Below are 18,684 nucleotides of genomic sequence, written 5' to 3'. Positions count from 1 at the left end.
CCGGCCCCAACTTTACGTCAGCTGTGCCCCAGGTCACTCCCTCCGGCACTGCGGTCAAACCCCCCTCAAGTGCACGATGTCACCGGCGCCGACCGGCTCCTGCACGCCCTCCGGCGTCGCCAGCACCAGCCTTCCGTCCCCGTCCACCGCGACCGCCTCTCCGACGATCGACCGGTCTCCCGGCAGTTCTGCGCGGACCACCCTCCCCAGCGTCGCGCACCCGGCGGCATACGTCTCCTGCAAGCCGCTGGAGACCGGATCGCCGCCGGCGGTCCGCCACCGCCGGTACCACTCCTCCAGCGAGCGCAGCACGGCCCTCAGCAGCGGGTCCCGGTCGGTGTTCACCGCTTCGGCCAGGGCCAGCGAGCCCGCCGTGGGCACCGGCAGCTCCTTCTCGCGCAGCGTGACGTTCAGGCCGACGCCGATGACCACGCCGTCGTCCACCGCCCGCTCGGCGAGGATGCCGCCGGCCTTGCGCTCCTCGCCGTCGACCGTCACCAGCAGGTCGTTGGGCCACTTGAGTGCCGTGTCGACCCCAGCGGCTCGCGACAGGCCCGTGGCCACGGCCACGCCGGTGAGCAGCGGCAGCCAGCCCCAGCGGGCCACCGGGATCTCCGTCGGGCGCAGCAGCACGGAGAAGAACAGTCCGGAGCGCGGCGGAGCCGTCCACCGGCGGTCCAGCCGGCCCCGCCCCGCGGTCTGCTCCTCGGCGATCAGCACCGCGCCCTCCGCCGCCCTGCCCTCGGCGGCCCGGGCCACCAGGTCGGAGTTGGTGGAGCCGGTCCGCTGCACGACGTGCACCTCGGACCACAGGCCGTCCTCGCGCACCAGCGCCTTGCGCAGGGCCGTGGCGTTCAGCGGCGGCCGGTCCAGGTCGGTCCAGCGGTTGCTCGGGTCTGAGGCATCTCGGGGCGTCATGCAAGCCACCCTAGGTGTGGTAAACGCCGCACTGCCGATCGATAGGCACCCCACTACGCTACGGATGAGTAACCGTCCCCCCTTTTGAGCAGGCAGGGAGCCGCATCCCGATGTCCGAGCCGGAAGAGCTTCAAGAGCGTCACGAGATCGACATCCACACGACCGCGGGGAAGCTCGCGGATCTCCAGCGCCGTATCGAGGAAGCGACGCACGCCGGCTCCGCTCGCGCCGTCGAGAAGCAGCATGCGAAGGGCAAGTTGACGGCGCGTGAGCGGATCGCGCTGCTGCTCGACGAGGATTCCTTCGTGGAGTTGGACGAGTTCGCCCGGCACCGCTCCACCAACTTCGGCCTGGAGCAGAACCGCCCCTACGGAGACGGCGTGGTGACCGGGTACGGCACCGTCGACGGCCGTCCCGTCGCGGTCTTCTCGCAGGACTTCACCGTCTTCGGCGGGGCGCTCGGCGAGGTCTACGGGCAGAAGATCGTCAAGGTGATGGACTTCGCGCTGAAGACCGGCTGTCCGGTCATCGGCATCAACGACTCCGGTGGCGCCCGGATCCAGGAGGGCGTGGCCTCGCTGGGGGCGTACGGCGAGATCTTCCGCCGCAACACCCATGCCTCGGGTGTGATTCCGCAGATCAGCCTGGTCGTCGGGCCGTGCGCGGGCGGCGCGGTGTACTCGCCCGCCATCACCGACTTCACGATCATGGTCGACCAGACCTCGCACATGTTCATCACCGGCCCGGACGTCATCAAGACCGTCACCGGTGAGGACGTCGGCTTCGAGGAGCTGGGCGGCGCCCGCACCCACAACACCGCCTCGGGCGTGGCCCATCACATGGCCGGCGACGAGAAGGACGCCATCGAGTACGTCAAGCAGCTGCTGTCGTACCTGCCGTCGAACAACCTCAGCGATCCCCCGGCGTTCCCGGAGGAGGCGGACCTCGCGCTCACCGACGAGGACCGCGAGCTGGACACGCTGGTCCCGGACAGCGCGAACCAGCCGTACGACATGCACACGGTGCTCGAACACGTCCTGGACGACGGCGAGTTCTTCGAGACGCAGCCGCTGTTCGCGCCGAACATCATCACCGGCTTCGGCCGCGTGGAGGGCCGGCCGGTCGGTCTGGTCGCCAACCAGCCGATGCAGTTCGCGGGGTGCCTCGACATCGCCGCCAGCGAGAAGGCGGCGCGGTTCGTGCGGACCTGCGACGCGTTCAACGTCCCGGTGATCACCTTCGTCGACGTGCCCGGCTTCCTGCCCGGCGTCGACCAGGAGCACGACGGCATCATCCGCCGCGGCGCCAAGCTGATCTTCGCCTACGCGGAGGCCACGGTCCCGCTGATCACCGTCATCACGCGCAAGGCCTTCGGCGGCGCGTACGACGTCATGGGCTCCAAGCACCTGGGCGCCGACCTCAACCTGGCCTGGCCGACGGCCCAGATCGCCGTGATGGGCGCCCAGGGCGCCGTGAACATCCTGCACCGGCGCACCATCGCCGAGGCGGACGACGTCGAGGGCACCCGGGCGCGGCTCATCCAGGAGTACGAGGACGCGCTCCTCAACCCCTACGTCGCGGCCGAGCGGGGTTACGTCGACGCGGTGGTCATGCCCTCGGACACCCGCAGCCACATCGTGCGCGGTCTGCGTCAACTGCGCACCAAGCGGGAATCCCTGCCTCCGAAGAAGCACGGCAACATCCCGCTGTAGTCGACCCCGAGCTGCTGGAGCAGAAATGACGATCAAGGTCGTACGGGGCAATCCGACCCCGGAGGAGCTGGCCGCCGCCCTGGCGGTGGTCCGCGCCCGCGCCGCGGCGGCGTCGGCCCTGCCGCCCGGCGCGCCCCGCCCGCGGGACTCGTGGTCCGACCCGGCCCGCCTCGCCGCCCAGCACGTGCCGCACGCGGGCCCGACGGCCTGGGCGCGGACCTACTGGCCGGCCTGAAGCACCTCGGCGACGGCTTCGGCCATCACCGCGTACCCCGCGTCGTTCGGGTGCAGGTGATCGCCGAAGTCGTACGCCGGGTGCAGCCGGTCCGGGTCCGCCGGGCCGGCCAGGGCGCGGCGCAGGTCCACCACCGCGTCGTACTCCCCCGAGCCTCTGATCCACTCGTCGATCTCTCGGCTCACCCCGGCCGCGCGCTCGCCCCAGTGGTCGGAGCCCGCGAAGGGCGCCAGGGTCGCGCCGACCACCCGTAGCCCCGCCCCTCTCGCCTGGCGTATCAGCTCGCGGTGCCCGGCGACGAGGTCCGCGGCCTCCAGCACGGGAGCGGGCCGGTACGTCGGCTGCTCGTCCGTCTCGCTGAAGCCGATGTCGTTCACCCCCAGCAGCACGACCAGCGTGTCCACGCCCGGCTGGTCGAGGACGTCCCGCCGCAGCCGCCGTACGCCCTTCTCGCCGTACCAGGCGGAGTCGTTGAGCAGCAGGTTCCCGCCGATCCCCGCGTTGATCACCGGCCGTCCGGTGCGCCGGGCGAGGGCGTCGGACCAGCGGCGGTCGGCGCCCGGGGTGGAGCCGAAGCCGTCGGTCAGGGAGTCGCCGAACAGGGCGATCCCGTCGGTGCGCCCGGCGTCGACCTCGACGGCGGTGAGGAAGTACCAGGACTCGGTCACCGCGTCGAAACCCGCCCCGGTGACGTCGGTGAGGAGGTCGCCGGGGCCCCGGTGTCCGGCGGTGAAGGCCTGGGCGTGGAAGGTCGCGGGTCCGGTCACCGCGTCGAAGTACAGCGTCACGGCGACCGCCTCACGCGCGTCCACCGCCAGTTCCACGGCGTCGCTCAGCAACTGCCCGCGCGCCGGTATCACCGCGTCGTGGGCGCCCGCGAAGGTGAGCCGGCGGATCGAGCCCGGCTCGACGGCGGCACCGCCGGCCGTACGCGCCACCGTCGCGCCCGCGACCCGCACGCAGGAGGTGCCGTAGGCGTGGGACAGCCGTACGCGCAGCCGGCCGCCCCCGGCCGTGAGCCGGACGACCTGGCGCAGCGACTGGCGCCAGAAGCCCTCGCGGGACCAGTTGGGGGTGAAGCCGTCGCTGGGGACCTGGGGCGAGGCGGTCCAGGCGGTGGTGAACATGGCACGACCCTTCAAACGGGACTGAAGTTCCCTTAGCCTAACGGAATCACAGGCCCGTTTGTTCAAACTTGAGTACGCGTACTCAGGCGCGGCCGGGCGTCGCGGACCCACGATCGAAGGCATGCTGTGGTCCGACCCGGAGAACGAACCGCCGAAAGAACTGCGCGACATGCAGGTGATGTTGCGGCGGCTGGGCTTTCTCATGGCGCTGGCCATGGTCCTCGCGATGATCGTCATCGGCCTGGGATGAGCCGTTCGGGTCACGCCGATACGCTGACCGCATGACAGATCAGCCGCGCCGCCGACTCGTGCTCGCCTCCCAGTCCCCCGCCCGGCTCGGGCTGCTGCGGCAGGCCGGACTCGCCCCCGAGGTGATCGTGAGCGGGGTCGACGAGGACGCCGTGACCGCGCCCACGCCCGCCGAGCTGGCGCTCGCCCTGGCCGAGGCGAAGGCCTCCGTCGTGGCCGCCCGGCCCGACGTCAAGGGCGCCCTGGTGATCGGCTGCGACTCGGTGCTCGACCTGGACGGCCAGGCGCTCGGCAAGCCCGCCGACGCCGAGGAGGCCACCGCGCGCTGGAAGGCGATGCGCGGCCGGGCCGGGACGCTCCAGACCGGTCACTGCGTCTACGACACGCTGAGCGGGCGGTACGCGTCCGCCACCGCCTCCACCGTCGTCCGTTTCGGTGAACCCACCGACGCGGAGGTCGCCGCGTACGTCGCCTCCGGCGAGCCCCTCCATGTCGCCGGGGCCTTCACCCTGGACGGCCGTTCGGCGCCGTTCATCGACGGCATCGACGGCGACCACGGCAACGTGATCGGGATCAGCCTGCCCCTCGTGCGCCGCCTGCTGGCGGAACTGGGGGTCGGGATCACGGAGTTGTGGGCGACGGCGGAGGGCTGACCGGAGCCCCGTCGGCGCGGCCGGCGTCGTCCCCGGCCTTCGGGGCCTTGCCCGGGACGGGCCGCTCCTGGGCGTCGTACGTCATCAGGAGCAGCACGATCAGGCCCATCACCACCATCATGAACAGGAACGCGTTCTCGCCCACCAGGCCCCAGGACACCGCGCCCAGCACGCCGTGCACCACGGCCGCGCTGATCAGCAGGACACGCCCGAGGCCGGCCGGGGCGCGGTCGCGCACGGCGACCAGCAGGGCGATCACGCCGCACAGGGCGAAGTAGAGCCCGAAGAGCACGCCGCCGATCTTCGAGGACAGGGACATCACGTCCGGGTCGAGGCCCGCCAGTGACATGTCCTGGTTGTCGACCACCATGCCCATGATCCACTGCAGCGCCGCGACGCCGAATCCCTCGACCACGAGCAGCAACGCCACGATCCACGCCACCGGCCTGCGCACCACCGGTCCCCACCCACTTTCGACCGCCGTACCGCCACAGGGGCCGTTACCCCGAGTACGTTCGAGTACATCGCGCACGCTACTAACGGGTAAACCGCGGGACAAGGGTTCCGCCGCGGGCAAAGAATCATTGGGCCATTCGTAGGGACTCCACAAAGAAACCGAGTGGGGCGCGGCACGCTCTCACAGAGACCTTGACCACATGGTAGGGCTAGGGTTTTCCCGAGGAGTCCCGCGTAACGCGCCGCGACAAGGGATTTCGCGGGTCGAGCAAGCCTCGCATCACGCTCCGTGTGGGCAAGCTCACCATTGGGGACGGGTCGAAGTGCCGTGTCGGCAGTCCCTAAACTCGGCTTGTTTCAAGGAGGGAGCCTCAATCGTGCGCAAGGTGCTCATCGCCAACCGTGGCGAAATCGCTGTCCGCGTAGCCCGGGCCTGCCGGGACGCCGGTATCGCGAGCGTGGCCGTATACGCCGACCCGGATCGGGACGCTCTGCATGTCCGCGCCGCGGATGAGGCGTTCGCCCTGGGTGGTGACACCCCCGCCACCAGCTACCTCGACATCGAGAAGGTCCTGAACGCCGCCCGCGAGTCCGGCGCAGACGCCGTCCATCCGGGCTACGGGTTCCTCTCGGAGAACGCGGAGTTCGCGCAGGCGGTGCTGGACGCGGGGCTGATCTGGATCGGGCCGCCGCCGCAGGCCATCCGCGATCTGGGTGACAAGGTCGCGGCCCGGCACATCGCCCAGCGTGCCGGTGCCCCGCTGGTGGCGGGGACGCCGGACCCGGTCTCAGGCGCGGACGAGGTCGTGGCGTTCGCGAAGGAGCACGGGCTGCCGATCGCGATCAAGGCCGCGTTCGGCGGCGGGGGCCGCGGCCTTAAGGTCGCCCGGACCCTGGAGGAGGTGCCCGAGCTGTACGACTCGGCGGTCCGCGAGGCCGTCGCCGCGTTCGGCCGGGGCGAGTGCTTCGTCGAGCGCTACCTCGACAAGCCCCGCCACGTCGAGACCCAGTGCCTGGCCGACACCCACGGCAACGTCGTGGTCGTCTCCACCCGCGACTGCTCCCTCCAGCGCCGCCACCAGAAACTCGTCGAGGAAGCCCCCGCACCGTTCCTGTCCCCGGCACAGGTGGACGAGCTCTACACGGCGTCCAAGGCCATCCTCAAGGAAGCCGGCTACGTCGGCGCCGGCACCGTCGAGTTCCTCGTCGGCCTCGACGGCACCATCTCCTTCCTCGAGGTCAACACCCGCCTCCAGGTCGAACACCCCGTCACCGAGGAAGTCTCCGGCATCGACCTGGTGCGCGAGATGTTCCGCATCGCCGACGGCGAGGCCCTCGGCTACGACGACCCGCCGCTGCGCGGCCACTCCTTCGAGTTCCGCATCAACGGCGAGGACCCCGGCCGCGGCTTCCTGCCCGCCCCCGGCACCGTCACCACCTTCACCGCGCCCTCCGGACCCGGTGTCCGCCTGGACGCCGGCGTAGAGTCCGGCAGCGTCATCGGCCCCGCCTGGGACTCCCTCCTCGCGAAGCTGATCGTCACCGGCCGCACCCGCGCCGAGGCCCTCCAGCGCGCCGCCCGCGCCCTGGAGGAATTCACCGTCGAAGGCATGGCCACCGCCATCCCCTTCCACCGCGCGGTCGTCAAGGACCCGGCATTCACCCCCGAACTGACCGGCTCCACCGCCCCCTTCACCGTCCACACACGCTGGATCGAAACCGAGTTCGCCAACGACATCAAACCCTTCACCGCACCCGCCGACGCGGAGGCCGAGGAGGAGCTGGACCGCGAGACGGTCGTCGTCGAGGTCGGTGGCAAGCGCCTGGAGGTCTCCCTCCCGTCCTCCCTCGGCATGTCGCTGGCCCGCACCGGCCTCGCCGCCGGCGCCAAGCCCAAGCGCCGCGCCGCGAAGAAGTCGGGCCCGGTCGCGTCCGGCGACAGCCTCGCGTCGCCGATGCAGGGCACCATCGTCAAGATCGCCGTGGAGGAGGGTCAGGCCGTCAAGGAGGGCGACCTGATCGTCGTACTCGAGGCGATGAAGATGGAGCAGCCCCTCAACGCCCACAAGGCCGGGACCATCAAGGGCCTGACCGCGGACGTGGGCGCGTCGATCACCTCGGGCGCCCTGATCTGCGAGATCAAGGACTGAGCGGTCGCAGGACATCCTGAGCGCCCGGCGGACGGCATCCCCCGTCCGCCGGGCGCTTCCCGTTCCTTGTGGGCCGTTCGCTCCGCGCGACGGTGTCCCGCCGGTGCGGTACGCGTGGTCCAAACGGGCGCACGCCGAGGGTGCGGCGATCGCCGCCGTCCCCCTGACGGCCGCTCAGGACGGCGCCCGGGCGACTTGACGACGTGCCGGACCGCCTCTCGGCGCGGCCCGCTCAGGCCCGGGTCGCGGCCCGTCACCGCCGGCGCAGATCGGCCACCCTGGCCCGCTCCCCGCCCGCCGACTGCTCGCCGAGGACGGCCGCCGTACGCAGGGGCGACCCGGCACCCGGGACCTGACCGCGCCGGGGGCCCGGGAGTGGAACGTCCCGGCGCTGGCGCGCCGGGTTGCCCTCACCGCCCGCGTTACCGGAGTTTCCCGAGGCGCCCGTACCGGCCACGGCGATCTGGACGCCCTGGTCCGCCAGCGCCTGCAGCTCCGTGGCGGCGCGGTCGTCGTGGGCCGGCGGCTCGTCGGTCACGAGGCGGGTGATCACATCGGTGGGCACGGTCTGGAACATGGTGTCCGTACCGAGCTTGGTGTGGTCCGCGAGGACCACCACCTCGGCGGCGGCCTGGACGAGAGCCCGGTCGACGGAGGCCGAGAGCATGTTGGACGTGGACAGACCGCGTTCGGCGGTCAGGCCGCTACCGGAGAGGAAGGCCCGGGACACCCGCAGCCCCTGGAGGGACTGCTCGGCACCCGACCCCACGAGGGCGTAGTTGGAACCGCGGAGCGTGCCGCCGGTCATCACCACCTCCACCCGGTTGGCATGGGCCAGGGCCTGTGCCACGAGCAGGGAGTTGGTGACGACGGTCAGGCCGGGGACCCGGGCGAGCCGGCGGGCCAGCTCCTGGGTGGTCGTACCCGCCCCGACCACGATCGCCTCGCCCTCCTCCACGAAATTCGCGGCGAGGTCGGCGATGGCGGTCTTCTCGGCGGTCGCGAGATGCGACTTCTGCGGAAAGCCGGATTCCCGCGTGAATCCGCCCGGCAATACCGCACCGCCGTGCCGGCGGTCTAGGAGTCCTTCTGCCTCCAGTGCGCGCACGTCCCGCCGTACGGTCACTTCGGAGGTCTGGACGACGCGGGCGAGCTCACGGAGCGACACGGCCCCGTTGGCGCGCACCATTTCGAGGATCAACTGGCGACGTTCTGCAGCGAACACGAAACTGACAGTAACCCCAACGACCGTCTGGTTTCAGCAGTTTGCGCCGAATAACAGAAGTTGTTCGCACACGTCAGCGGGAAGTGGTATAGCAGCCTACCCAGGCCGCCTATGCCGAACGCATGGTCGGCAACTCCCCGTGACCAGCGAGGAGTCACTTTCGGCCGCCCGGAACGTCAGGCCTCGCCGGTGGCCTTCCGGGCGTGGAGCTGGCGGGCCACCTCCGCGATCGACCCCGAAAGGGACGGGTAGACGGTGAACGCGTTCGCGATCTGTTCGACCGTCAGATTGTTGTCGACGGCGATCGAGATCGGATGGATGAGTTCGGAAGCGCGCGGCGCCACCACCACACCGCCCACCACGATCTCCGTCCCCGGACGGCAGAAGATCTTGACGAAGCCGTCCCGGATGCCCTGCATCTTCGCGCGCGGGTTGCGCAGCAGCGGCAGCTTCACCACCCGGGCGTCGATGACACCGCCGTCGACGTCGGCCTGGCTGTAGCCGACGGTGGCGATCTCGGGGTCGGTGAAGACGTTGGACGAGACGGTCTTCAGGTTCAGCGGGGCCACCGCGTCGCCGAGGAAGTGGTACATGGCGATGCGGCCCTGCATGGCCGCGACGGACGCCAGGGCGAAGATCCCCGTGACGTCACCGGCGGCGTAGACGCCGGGGGCGCTGGTGCGCGAGACCCGGTCGGTCCAGATGTGCCCGGAGTCCTTCAGCCGGACCCCGGCCTCCTCCAGTCCCATGCCCTCGGTGTTGGGGATGGCGCCGACGGCCATCAGGCAGTGCGAGCCGGTGATGACCCGGCCGTCGGAGAGGGTGACCTCGACCCGGTCGCCGACCCGCTTGGCGGAGGCGGCGCGCGAGCGCGCCATGACGTTCATGCCGCGCCGCCGGAAGACGTCCTCCAGGACGGCGGCCGCGTCCGGGTCCTCGCCCGGCAGCACCCGGTCCCGGGAGGAGACCAGCGTGACCTTCGACCCGAGCGCCTGGTAGGCGCCCGCGAACTCGGCACCGGTCACACCGGACCCGACCACGATCAGCTCCTCGGGGAGCTCGTCGAGGTCGTAGACCTGCGTCCAGTTCAGGATCCGCTCACCGTCGGGCCGGGCGTCGGGCAGCTCACGGGGGTGCCCGCCGGTGGCGATGAGCACCGCGTCCGCGACGAGCGTCTCCTCGCTCCCGTCCGCGGCCCTGACGACGACCTTGCGCGACCCGTCGAGCGCCTGCATGCCCTCCAGCCGCCCGCGCCCGCGCATGACGCGCGCTCCGGCCCGCGTCACGGCGGCGGTGATGTCGTGCGACTGGGCGAGCGCGAGCCGCTTCACCCGTCGGTTGACCTTGCCGAGGTCCACGCCGACCACCCGGGCGGCCTGCTCCACGTGGGGGGTGTCGTCGGCGACGATGATGCCCAGCTCCTCGTACGAGGAGTCGAAGGTGGTCATCACCTCGGCCGTGGCGATCAGGGTCTTCGACGGCACGCAGTCGGTCAGCACCGACGCTCCGCCCAGACCGTCGCAGTCCACGACGGTCACCTCCGCACCGAGCTGGGCGGCTACCAGCGCCGCCTCGTATCCGCCGGGTCCGCCACCGATGATCACGATCCGAGTCACGTACTCCATTGTCCCGCACCCTTCAATGTGCGACTGCCCCGGGGGGCCGCCCGAGCTACCACAGGTACCCCTGGCACGGAAGTGACGCGCTGGCCGACTGCCGTAGTCTCGACCCATGTCGCTCTACGCCGCCTACGCCGGCAACCTCGACGCGCGGCTGATGTCCCGCCGCGCCCCCCACTCGCCGATGCGGGCCACGGGGTGGATGAACGACTGGCGGCTGACGTTCGGCGGCGAGCACATGGGCTGGGAGGGCGCGCTCTCGACGATCGTCGAGTCACCCGGTTCCCAGGTCTTCGTCGCCCTCTACGACGTCGCACCCATGGACGAGGAGTCACTCGACCGGTGGGTGGGCGTCGGCCTCGGCGTCTACCGCCGGATGCGCATCCGCGTGCACACCCTGGAGGGCGAGGAGGGCGCGTGGGTCTTTGTTCTCAACGGCTACGAGGGCGGTCTGCCCTCCGCCCGCTACCTCGGCGAGATCGCGGACGCCGCGGAATCGGCGGGCGCGCCGCACGACTACGTGATGGAGCTCCGCAAGAGGCCCTGCTGACCCCGGCCCCCGGCTCCTAGACTGGGCGGACCGACGCCCATGGGAGAGCGCATGTCCCCCACCACGTACGACGTCTACTTCACGGTGCAGGCGGCCGAGGCCCGTGACCGGCTCGACGACGGGCAGCGCATCGCCTTCGACAAGGGCATCTCCCTGCTGGCCCGCGACCCCTTCCTCCCGGTGTCGCGCCCCATAGGCTCGACCGGCGACGACCGTACGATCCGGCTCACCCAGAACATCATCGTGGAGTACACGGTCAGCCGGGGCCGGCTGCTGATCTTCATCGTCGAGGCCTTCAACGACAAGGACGTCCTCGTCGCCGACGAATGACCGTGCCGCCCCTTCTCGTCCCCCGCTCGTGGGAAACGACAAGACAACGATCGCAATCCCGTGACCTCCATCATCTACGCGCGTAGGACCGGACCGGCTACCCTCGTCCGCGTGAACGCATCTCTTCTTCCGGACGACATCCAGGGCGACCCCTACGCCGCCGCCGACGCCGCCGCCGCTCGCCTGCGCGAACTGACCGGCGCCGAGTCCCACGACGTCGCCCTCGTGATGGGCTCGGGCTGGGCGCCGGCCGTGGAGGCGCTGGGCGCTCCCGAGGCCGAGTTCCAGGTCACCGAGCTGCCCGGGTTCCCGCCGCCCGCGGTCGCCGGGCACGGCGGCAAGATCCGCTCGTACCGGATCGGCGACAAGCGCGCCCTGGTCTTCCTCGGCCGCACGCACTACTACGAGGGCCGCGGCGTCGCCGCCGTCGCGCACGGCGTCCGCACCGCCGTCGCCGCCGGCAGCAAGACGATCGTGCTCACCAACGGCTGCGGCGGCCTGCGCGAGGGCATGCGCCCCGGCCAGCCGGTCCTGATCAGCGACCACATCAACCTCACGGCGACCTCCCCCATCGTGGGCGCGAACTTCGTCGACCTGACCGACCTCTACTCGCCCCGCCTGCGCAACCTGTGCAAGGAGGTCGACCCCACGCTGGAGGAGGGCGTCTACGCCCAGTTCCCCGGCCCGCACTACGAGACGCCGGCCGAGATCCGCATGGCCCGTGTGATCGGCGCGGACCTGGTGGGCATGTCGACGGTCCTGGAGGCCATCGCGGCACGCGAGGCCGGCGCGGAGGTCCTCGGCATCTCCCTCGTCACCAACCTCGCCGCCGGCATGACCGGAGAGCCCCTCAACCACGAGGAGGTCCTCCAGGCAGGCCGCGACTCCGCCACCCGAATGGGCTCCCTCCTGACCCAGGTCCTGGCCCGCCTCTGATCCGTGGGGCGCACGGCGCGGCACCCGCCTACGGCGCGAGGCGAGCGGACCACTCGGGCGTCACTCGCATGGCGCGGCAGCCGCGCACGACGGGAAGGGGGCGGGTCGGGGGGGTGTCCGCCCGCAGCGGCTGGCGCGTCAACACGGGTACGTCGGTGAGAGACCGGTTCCGCGCCGTTCCGAGGACGGACACCCCCCGACCCGCCCCGACGAGACGACCACCCCCCGCGCGCCGGCAACCCCCAACGGACCGGCACAGGCGCCGCAGGCATCGCACCGCACCCGCACCACCCCCGACGAGAGGCTGACCGACCGTGCAAGACGACCTCCTCGCCCAGGCCCAGTCATGGCTCGCCGAGGACCCGGACCCGGACACCCGTGCCGAGCTCGCCCACCTGATCGACACCAAGGACGTCACCGAACTCGCCGCCCGCTTCGCCGGCACCCTCCAGTTCGGCACCGCCGGCCTCCGCGGCGAACTCGGCGCCGGCCCGATGCGCATGAACCGCACGGTCGTCATCCGCGCCGCGGCCGGTCTCGCCGCGTACCTCAGGAAGCAGGGCCACGAGGACGGCCTCGTCGTCATCGGCTACGACGCCCGCCACAAGTCGGCCGACTTCGCCCGCGACACCGCCGCCGTCATGACCGGCGCCGGCCTCCGCGCCGCCGTCCTCCCCCGCCCCCTGCCCACCCCCGTCCTCGCCTTCGCCATAAGGCACCTCGGCGCGGTCGCCGGCGTGGAGGTCACCGCCAGCCACAACCCGCCCCGCGACAACGGCTACAAGGTCTACCTCGGCGACGGCTCCCAGATCGTCCCGCCCGCCGACACGGACATCGCCGCCGAGATCGCCGCCATCGCCTCCCTCACCACGGTCCCCCGCCCCACCGAAGGCTGGGAGACCCTCGACGACACCGTCCTCCACGCCTACCTGGCCCGCACGGACGCCGTCCTCTCCGCCGGCTCCCCCCGCACCGCCCGCACCGTCTACACGGCCATGCACGGCGTCGGCAAGGACACCCTCCTCGCCGCCTTCGACCGCGCGGGCTTCCCGGCCCCCGCCCTCGTCCCCGAGCAGGCCGAGCCCGACCCGGACTTCCCCACGGTGGCGTTCCCCAACCCGGAGGAGCCCGGCGCGATGGACCTGGCCTTCGCCAAGGCCCGGGAGACGCACCCCGACCTGATCATCGCCAACGACCCGGACGCGGACCGCTGCGCGGTGGCCGTGCAGGACGGCGACGACTGGCGGATGCTGCGCGGCGACGAGGTGGGCGCCCTCCTCGCCGCCCACCTGGTGACCCGCGGAGCGCAGGGCACCTTCGCGGAGTCGATCGTCTCCTCCTCCCTCCTCGGCCGCATCGCCGCGAAGGCGGGCCTGGCCCACGAAGAGACCCTCACGGGCTTCAAGTGGATCGCCCGCGTCGAGAACCTCCGGTACGGCTACGAGGAGGCCCTCGGCTACTGCGTCGACCCGGACGGCGTACGCGACAAGGACGGCATCACGGCGGCGCTCCTGATCACGGAACTGGCCTCCACCCTCAAGGCGGACCACCGCACCCTCCTCGACCTCCTCGACGACCTCGCGGTCGCACACGGCCTGCACGCCACCGACCAGCTCTCGGTCCGTGTCCAGGACCTCTCGGTGATCGCCGACGCCATGCGCCGCCTGCGCGAGCAGCCGCCCACGCGGCTCGCGGGCCTGCCGGTCACGAAGGCCGAGGACCTCACCCGGGGCACGGAGACGCTGCCGCCCACGGACGGCCTGCGCTACACCCTCGAAGGCGCCCGCGTGATCGTCCGTCCCAGCGGCACGGAGCCGAAGCTGAAGTGCTATCTGGAGGTCGTGGTTCCCGTCACGGGACACGCCGACCTCCCCGCGGCCCGCGCCGAGGCGACGGACCTGCTGGCGGCGATCAAGCGGGACCTGTCCGAGGCGGCGGGCATCTGAGGCACCGCGGCACGCGGGCCGGGCGGCGCCCGCCCCGCGGCACGCGGGCCGGGCGGCGCCCGCCGCCGGCACGCCGTCCCCAAGGGTTCCCCGATTCACCGGGAGTTGGGCTGTAGCTCTCCCCCCGGCTGTCTGCTCCGCTCCCGCGCGTCCCACGCTGGGGGAAGTGCGGATGCGCTCCTCACCCCCCCCTTGGACGCATCCGCCCGCAGGTGTCCCGCACTTCGGAACACCCCCCGCGGGACGCCGGGCGCAGGCCCGGCACGGGATTCTCGGCAACGGATCACCGGCCGAACCCGTGTCGGGCAGGTGCCTTCCCGCCCCCTCCGGTCAGCCGGTGGCCAACGCGGTGGTGTCGGACGAGGTGGGCTCAGGGCTCTCAGGGCTCCCGGTGGTCTCGCCGGGCGAGGGGGACGCCGGGGCCTCGGTCGACGGCTCGGGGTCCGGGGTGGTGGTCTCCGAGGGACTCTCGCCCGGAGTGGGCGCGGCGGTGTCGCCCGGCGTCCCGGTCGGCGTGGGCCCGTCGGAGGGCCGGTCACCCGGCGTGGAGGAGGGCCCGGGTGTGGAGCCGGGACTCGCGCCGTCGGACGGCGTGGGCGGCTCGGGCGACGTGGACCCGCCAGGCGCGGCAGTGGCACCCCCGCCGGAGCCCCCGTTTCCGTTCCCGTTACCGTTCCCGCCCCCGGCGCCGCCCCCGCCCCCGTTCCCCGCCTCGGTCACCGGCCTGGTGGCGGGGTTCCCGCTGCCGGCCCCCGGGCTTTCCGGGACGACGCCCGTGCCGTCGGGCACGGCGTGCACACCGCGCAGATAGAACTCCATCCAGCCGAGGACGAGGTTCAGGTAGTCACGCGAGTAGTTGTAGCTGAGGATCGCCCGCTCCAGTCCGGCGGCCGTACCGAGGTCCCGCTCACCCGCGCACAGGTAGTGCCCCGCGGCCAGGGCGGCGTCGAAGATGTTGTTCGGGTTCGCGGTGCCGTCCCCGTTGCCGTCGGCGCCCCAGGTCTTCCAGGTGGTCGGCAGGAACTGCAGGGGCCCGACGGCCCGGTCGTACACGGCGTCCCCGTCCCACCGCCCGCCCTCGCTGTCGAGGATCAGCGCGAAGCCGTTGCCGTCGAGGGCGGGGCCGGTGATCCGGGTGAGGGTGTCGCCGTCGGCGTCCACGGCGCCGCCGCTCGCGTGCCCGGACTCCACCTTGCCGATGGCGGCGAGCAGTTCCCACCTCAGCCGGCACGAGGGATCCGTGCGCCCGACCGAGGCGGTGGCCCGCCGGTAGGCGGCGAACACGGTGGACGGCAGCCCGGCCTCGGTCCCGACGCGCCGGGGAGCGGGCTTCGCGGCCTCCTCGCCCCACACCTTCTCGACGGCCTCCACGTCCTTCAGGGGCGGGAGTTCGACGTGGTACGAGTCGTCGCCCTGCGAGCGGACCTCCGGCAGTGCGGCGTCCGGCGGCACGAATCCGCCGGGCACGCTCATCCCTCCGTCGCGCGAGGCCTGCTGCGCACCGAGGTGCCCCGGCGCCTGGGAGCCCGCGGTGAGCAGTGCCGTGGCCACGGTGGCCACCGTCGCGACGACGGAGCCGCGCAGTCCGCGCCGGCCCCGCAGCCGTTCGCCCGCCTCGTGGAAGGGTCTGGTGAGCGGACGGGACATCAGAACACTCCTGTTGCCGAGGTGACGGTTCCGGTTTCCGCGACCGACGCTAGGCAGCGGCGGGCGGCACGAGGGCTCCGGGCCGACTCCGAGGGGAGAAGCCCGGATGAACAACACACGGCCGGGACAGGCGCGTCGGGCAGGTGCCCTCACTCGCGGACGAGATAGCTGAAGCCCGTGTCGTCGCCGACGCAGGACTGAAGGGTGAGGTCGCCCCAGTAGAGGCCGTGGGAGGGCGTGCCGCGGCCCGGTGAGACGTGATGGGCGTAGACGCGGTACGTGAACGTGCCGCGCGGCGTCGTGGCGGTGACGGTCGTCCCCACGGGCAGCTGGGCGAACCGGTCGAAGCCCCCGCAGTACTCGTGGCCCACGACGACGGCGGTCCGCAGCGCGTACCCGTCCTCGGTCCCGAGGTCCGGCCCGGTCCACTGCACGGCGTCCTCGCACGCGTCGACGGCGTCCTGCCCGCCCCGGACGACCTCGGCCGACCAGTCGCCGATCCGCAGGGTGGTCGACCCGTCCTCGCTGCGTGCACCGAGCGTCCGGGGCGACGGTGTCGCCCGGGGGCTCCTCGTGGGCGTGGCGCGGGGACTCGGGGACACCGACGGGACCGGATCGGGGCTCTCGGACGGCAAGAGCGCGGGGGTTGCGGCCGGTGTGGGTGAGGGGGACGGCGTCGGCCCCGAGACCCCGCCGGTCGGCGCGGGCGGCACAGGAGCCTTCGCCGGGGTCCGCACCGGGCGGGGCTCGGCGGGGACCTCGGACACGACGGGCCCTGCGGACCCGCCCCGGACGGCCGGTTCGGCCACCGGGGCGGACGCGGGCGGGCCGGCCGGCGGCTCGTCGGGCACACCGGGCACGGCACAACCGACGAGGGCCACGGAGACGGCGACACCGAGAAGCGCCCCCACGAGCGGCACCGCACGGCCACCTCGTCCTGGGGGCGTTGCGCAAGGGGTACCGGTCATCGCGGAGATCCCTTCGTAGGGCCGGCCGGGGCACCGCTCAGCCGAACCGCCCGTTCACGTAGTCCGTGGTGCGGGGGTCCTGGGGGTTGTTGAACATCGCGTCGGTGGCGCCGTGTTCGACGATCACGCCCGGGGTGCCCTGTTCCGCGAGGAAGAAGGCGCACTGGTCGGAGACGCGGGCCGCCTGCTGCATGTTGTGGGTGACGATCACGATCGTCACCTCTTCCTTCAGCTCGTGGATGGTTTCCTCGATACGGCGCGTCGACGTCGGGTCCAGGGCCGAGCAGGGCTCGTCCATCAGCAGTACGCGCGGGCGCACCGCCAGCGAGCGGGCGATGCACAGCCGCTGCTGCTGGCCGCCCGACAGCGCGCCGCCGGGCTGGCGGAGGCGGTCGCGGACCTCCTTCCACAGGCCCGCCTTGGTCAGGCACTCCTCGACCAGCCAGTCCTTGTCGTCGCGGCCGGCCTTGATGCCGCCGAGCTTGAGGCCCGCGGTGACGTTGTCGTAGATCGACATCGCCGGGAAGGGGTTCGGCTTCTGGAAGACCATGCCGATGTGGCGGCGGGCGTGCGTGATGCGGCGGCCGCGGTCGTAGATGTCGTCGCCGTCGAGGAGCACGCGGCCGGACAGGGCGGCGGAGCCGACCAGTTCGTGCATCCGGTTCAGGATCCGCAGGAAGGTCGACTTGCCGCAGCCGGACGGGCCGATGAGCGCCGTCACCCTGCGCGCGGGCATCGTCAGCGAGACGCGCTCCAGGACCTTGTGGTCGCCGAACCACGCCGAGATGGCGTCGGCCTCCAGGGTGGCGGGGTCGCTCTCCGCGGTCGCCGCGCCCAGCTTGCGCGGCTTCGCCGTCGTCATCTGCTGGGTCGGATCCAGGATCTCCTCGACGAGGGTGCTGGTCGCGTCGGTCGTGTCGGACATGGTGGGGTGGACTCCTCGTCGGTCAGAGCAGGTTGGGCAGGAGACGGGCGGCGGCGCCGGAGACGGCCAGGCCGAACGCGGCCAGCACCGGCACGGCGACGACCCACGTCTGCCAGCGGCCCCACGCGCGGTAGGCGGCCATGGTGAGCAGGGCGGCTAGCAGCAGGCCCTGCGACCACAGGAAGACGGACAGCCAGGCCGCGCCTTCCGTGCCCATGGCCTGCTCGGACTCGTCGATCCAGCCCGGCGCGAGCGGCCGCGGCGGCGCCGGCATCACGTCGCTGGTCAGCTCCGCGTCGACACGGAGCGTGCCGGAGGGGGTGTAGGGCCCGCCCTCGGCGGTGATGAGGGTGAGCCTGCCCGCGCCCTCCTTGAGGGCGGGCGGCAGCGGGTCGCCCTCACGGCGGACGGCCGAGACCTCGTACGTGGCCGTGCCCTGCCCGGTCGTGACCCGGATCTCGGTGCCGAGCGGCAGCTGGTGCAGGTCGTTGAACGGGCTGCCGTACGCCCACTGGCGGCCCATGATCACGCTCGTGCCGGCCTGTCCCGGCAGCGGGGTGTCCCGGCGATGGCCGGGGCCCGACATCAGCACGCCCGAGGTGGTGCCCTCGGCGACGACCTCCCTCAGGCCCAGCGTCGGGATCCGCAGCAACGCCACCGGCGCGCCGGGCTCCAGCAGCTCGCCCTCGTAGGTCTGCTGGCCCACCGGTGCGACGCCGAGCGCGAGTTGGCGGCGGAGTTCGTCGTACGCCGTCTGCTGGTCGCGGGCGTGCTGGAGGTGGCCGACGATCGTCAGGTTGGCGGCGAAGCCGAGCAGCAGCGCGGCGAGCAGGCACAGCGCGACCCCGGCGAACGCGAAGCCGGCGCGTTCGGCCCGCGGCGGCCCGGCGGCGTGCTCGGGCTCGGGTGAGGACGCCGCTGCCGGTGGCGCCACGGCCGGCGGGGGCGGGGACAGCACGGTCACGGGGTGCGCTCCTGTGGAGAGGTGTCGAAGGGGGATACGGAGGCGCGGGCGGCGGGGTGGTGTCCCGCCGCCCG

The 18,684-nt window shown here is 72.4% G+C and carries 18 protein-coding genes; 9 read left to right on the top strand and 9 right to left on the bottom strand.

Going from position 1 to position 18,684, the window contains the following annotated elements; translation table 11 throughout:
* Positions 1-54: 54 nt before the first annotated feature.
* Positions 55-918, bottom strand: a complete 864-nt coding sequence (locus ACIP2X_RS15235) for a biotin--[acetyl-CoA-carboxylase] ligase (RefSeq protein ID WP_401672512.1) — start codon at positions 916-918, stop codon at positions 55-57.
* Between the two features lie 110 nt (positions 919-1,028).
* On the opposite strand from ACIP2X_RS15235, the gene ACIP2X_RS15230 reads away from it, so the two are divergent.
* Entirely contained in the window at positions 1,029-2,630 is a 1,602-nt protein-coding gene (locus ACIP2X_RS15230; RefSeq protein WP_401672510.1) for an acyl-CoA carboxylase subunit beta, read from the top strand.
* Between the two features lie 25 nt (positions 2,631-2,655).
* The gene (locus ACIP2X_RS15225) at positions 2,656-2,865 is read left to right on the top strand and encodes an acyl-CoA carboxylase epsilon subunit (RefSeq protein WP_401672507.1); all 210 of its coding nucleotides are present in this window, start codon (positions 2,656-2,658) and stop codon (positions 2,863-2,865) included.
* On the opposite strand, the gene ACIP2X_RS15220 is transcribed toward ACIP2X_RS15225, so the two are convergent.
* On the bottom strand, positions 2,850-3,992 hold the full coding sequence (locus tag ACIP2X_RS15220; RefSeq protein WP_401672504.1) for an SGNH/GDSL hydrolase family protein: 1,143 nt from the start codon (positions 3,990-3,992) through the stop codon (positions 2,850-2,852). The two genes, ACIP2X_RS15225 and ACIP2X_RS15220, sit on opposite strands and share 16 nt — an antisense overlap.
* A gap of 121 nt (positions 3,993-4,113) precedes the next feature.
* On the opposite strand from ACIP2X_RS15220, the gene mmpB reads away from it, so the two are divergent.
* Together mmpB and ACIP2X_RS15210 are read left to right on the top strand one after the other, a co-directional pair.
* Complete coding sequence (gene mmpB / locus ACIP2X_RS15215) at positions 4,114-4,242, top strand: morphogenic membrane protein MmpB (RefSeq protein WP_401672501.1); 129 nt, start codon at positions 4,114-4,116, stop codon at positions 4,240-4,242.
* Positions 4,243-4,273: 31 nt separating this feature from the next.
* The gene (locus ACIP2X_RS15210; RefSeq protein WP_401672498.1) at positions 4,274-4,894 is read left to right on the top strand and encodes a Maf family protein; all 621 of its coding nucleotides are present in this window, start codon (positions 4,274-4,276) and stop codon (positions 4,892-4,894) included.
* Here ACIP2X_RS15210 and ACIP2X_RS15205 read toward each other — a convergent pair.
* On the bottom strand, positions 4,863-5,351 hold the full coding sequence (locus ACIP2X_RS15205; protein WP_401672496.1) for a hypothetical protein: 489 nt from the start codon (positions 5,349-5,351) through the stop codon (positions 4,863-4,865). The two genes, ACIP2X_RS15210 and ACIP2X_RS15205, sit on opposite strands and share 32 nt — an antisense overlap.
* Before the next feature lie 376 nt (positions 5,352-5,727).
* On the opposite strand from ACIP2X_RS15205, the gene ACIP2X_RS15200 reads away from it, so the two are divergent.
* Complete coding sequence (locus tag ACIP2X_RS15200; RefSeq protein WP_401672494.1) at positions 5,728-7,500, top strand: acetyl/propionyl/methylcrotonyl-CoA carboxylase subunit alpha; 1,773 nt, start codon at positions 5,728-5,730, stop codon at positions 7,498-7,500.
* A 253-nt stretch (positions 7,501-7,753) separates the two neighbouring features.
* Here the strand turns inward: ACIP2X_RS15200 and ACIP2X_RS15195 are convergent, their stop codons facing one another.
* Together ACIP2X_RS15195 and ACIP2X_RS15190 are read right to left on the bottom strand one after the other, a co-directional pair.
* A complete protein-coding gene (locus ACIP2X_RS15195; RefSeq protein WP_401672492.1) occupies positions 7,754-8,725 on the bottom strand; it encodes a DeoR/GlpR family DNA-binding transcription regulator in 972 nt (323 codons plus the stop codon).
* A 176-nt stretch (positions 8,726-8,901) separates the two neighbouring features.
* Positions 8,902-10,350, bottom strand: a complete 1,449-nt coding sequence (locus ACIP2X_RS15190) for an NAD(P)H-quinone dehydrogenase (RefSeq protein ID WP_401672489.1) — start codon at positions 10,348-10,350, stop codon at positions 8,902-8,904.
* A gap of 106 nt (positions 10,351-10,456) precedes the next feature.
* On the opposite strand from ACIP2X_RS15190, the gene ACIP2X_RS15185 reads away from it, so the two are divergent.
* The 4 genes from ACIP2X_RS15185 (at position 10,457) to ACIP2X_RS15170 (ending at position 14,106) form a co-directional block, all read left to right on the top strand.
* Entirely contained in the window at positions 10,457-10,894 is a 438-nt protein-coding gene (locus tag ACIP2X_RS15185; RefSeq protein ID WP_401672487.1) for a gamma-glutamylcyclotransferase, read from the top strand.
* A 51-nt stretch (positions 10,895-10,945) separates the two neighbouring features.
* The gene (locus ACIP2X_RS15180; RefSeq protein ID WP_401672484.1) at positions 10,946-11,224 is read left to right on the top strand and encodes a type II toxin-antitoxin system RelE/ParE family toxin; all 279 of its coding nucleotides are present in this window, start codon (positions 10,946-10,948) and stop codon (positions 11,222-11,224) included.
* Positions 11,225-11,335: 111 nt separating this feature from the next.
* On the top strand, positions 11,336-12,160 hold the full coding sequence (locus ACIP2X_RS15175) for a purine-nucleoside phosphorylase (protein ID WP_401672481.1): 825 nt from the start codon (positions 11,336-11,338) through the stop codon (positions 12,158-12,160).
* A gap of 314 nt (positions 12,161-12,474) precedes the next feature.
* Positions 12,475-14,106 (top strand): phospho-sugar mutase, encoded by a 1,632-nt coding sequence (locus ACIP2X_RS15170; protein WP_401672479.1) that lies wholly within the window; start codon positions 12,475-12,477, stop codon positions 14,104-14,106.
* A 330-nt stretch (positions 14,107-14,436) separates the two neighbouring features.
* Here ACIP2X_RS15170 and ACIP2X_RS15165 read toward each other — a convergent pair whose 3' ends face one another.
* The 4 genes from ACIP2X_RS15165 to ACIP2X_RS15150 form a co-directional block, all read right to left on the bottom strand.
* Positions 14,437-15,753 (bottom strand): hypothetical protein, encoded by a 1,317-nt coding sequence (locus ACIP2X_RS15165; RefSeq protein WP_401672476.1) that lies wholly within the window; start codon positions 15,751-15,753, stop codon positions 14,437-14,439.
* A 149-nt stretch (positions 15,754-15,902) separates the two neighbouring features.
* Entirely contained in the window at positions 15,903-16,355 is a 453-nt protein-coding gene (locus ACIP2X_RS15160) for a hypothetical protein (RefSeq protein ID WP_401672474.1), read from the bottom strand.
* Between the two features lie 403 nt (positions 16,356-16,758).
* Positions 16,759-17,583, bottom strand: a complete 825-nt coding sequence (locus ACIP2X_RS15155) for a phosphate ABC transporter ATP-binding protein (RefSeq protein WP_401674441.1) — start codon at positions 17,581-17,583, stop codon at positions 16,759-16,761.
* 85 nt (positions 17,584-17,668) lie between these two features.
* The gene (locus ACIP2X_RS15150) at positions 17,669-18,610 is read right to left on the bottom strand and encodes a sortase (protein ID WP_401672471.1); all 942 of its coding nucleotides are present in this window, start codon (positions 18,608-18,610) and stop codon (positions 17,669-17,671) included.
* Positions 18,611-18,684 lie beyond the last annotated feature (74 nt).

Source organism: Streptomyces sp. NPDC089424 (assembly GCF_044749345.1).
GTDB lineage: Bacteria > Actinomycetota > Actinomycetes > Streptomycetales > Streptomycetaceae > Streptomyces.
Note: the sequence above shows the minus strand (reverse complement) of the source record. Positions and strands in the feature narration are given on the sequence as shown.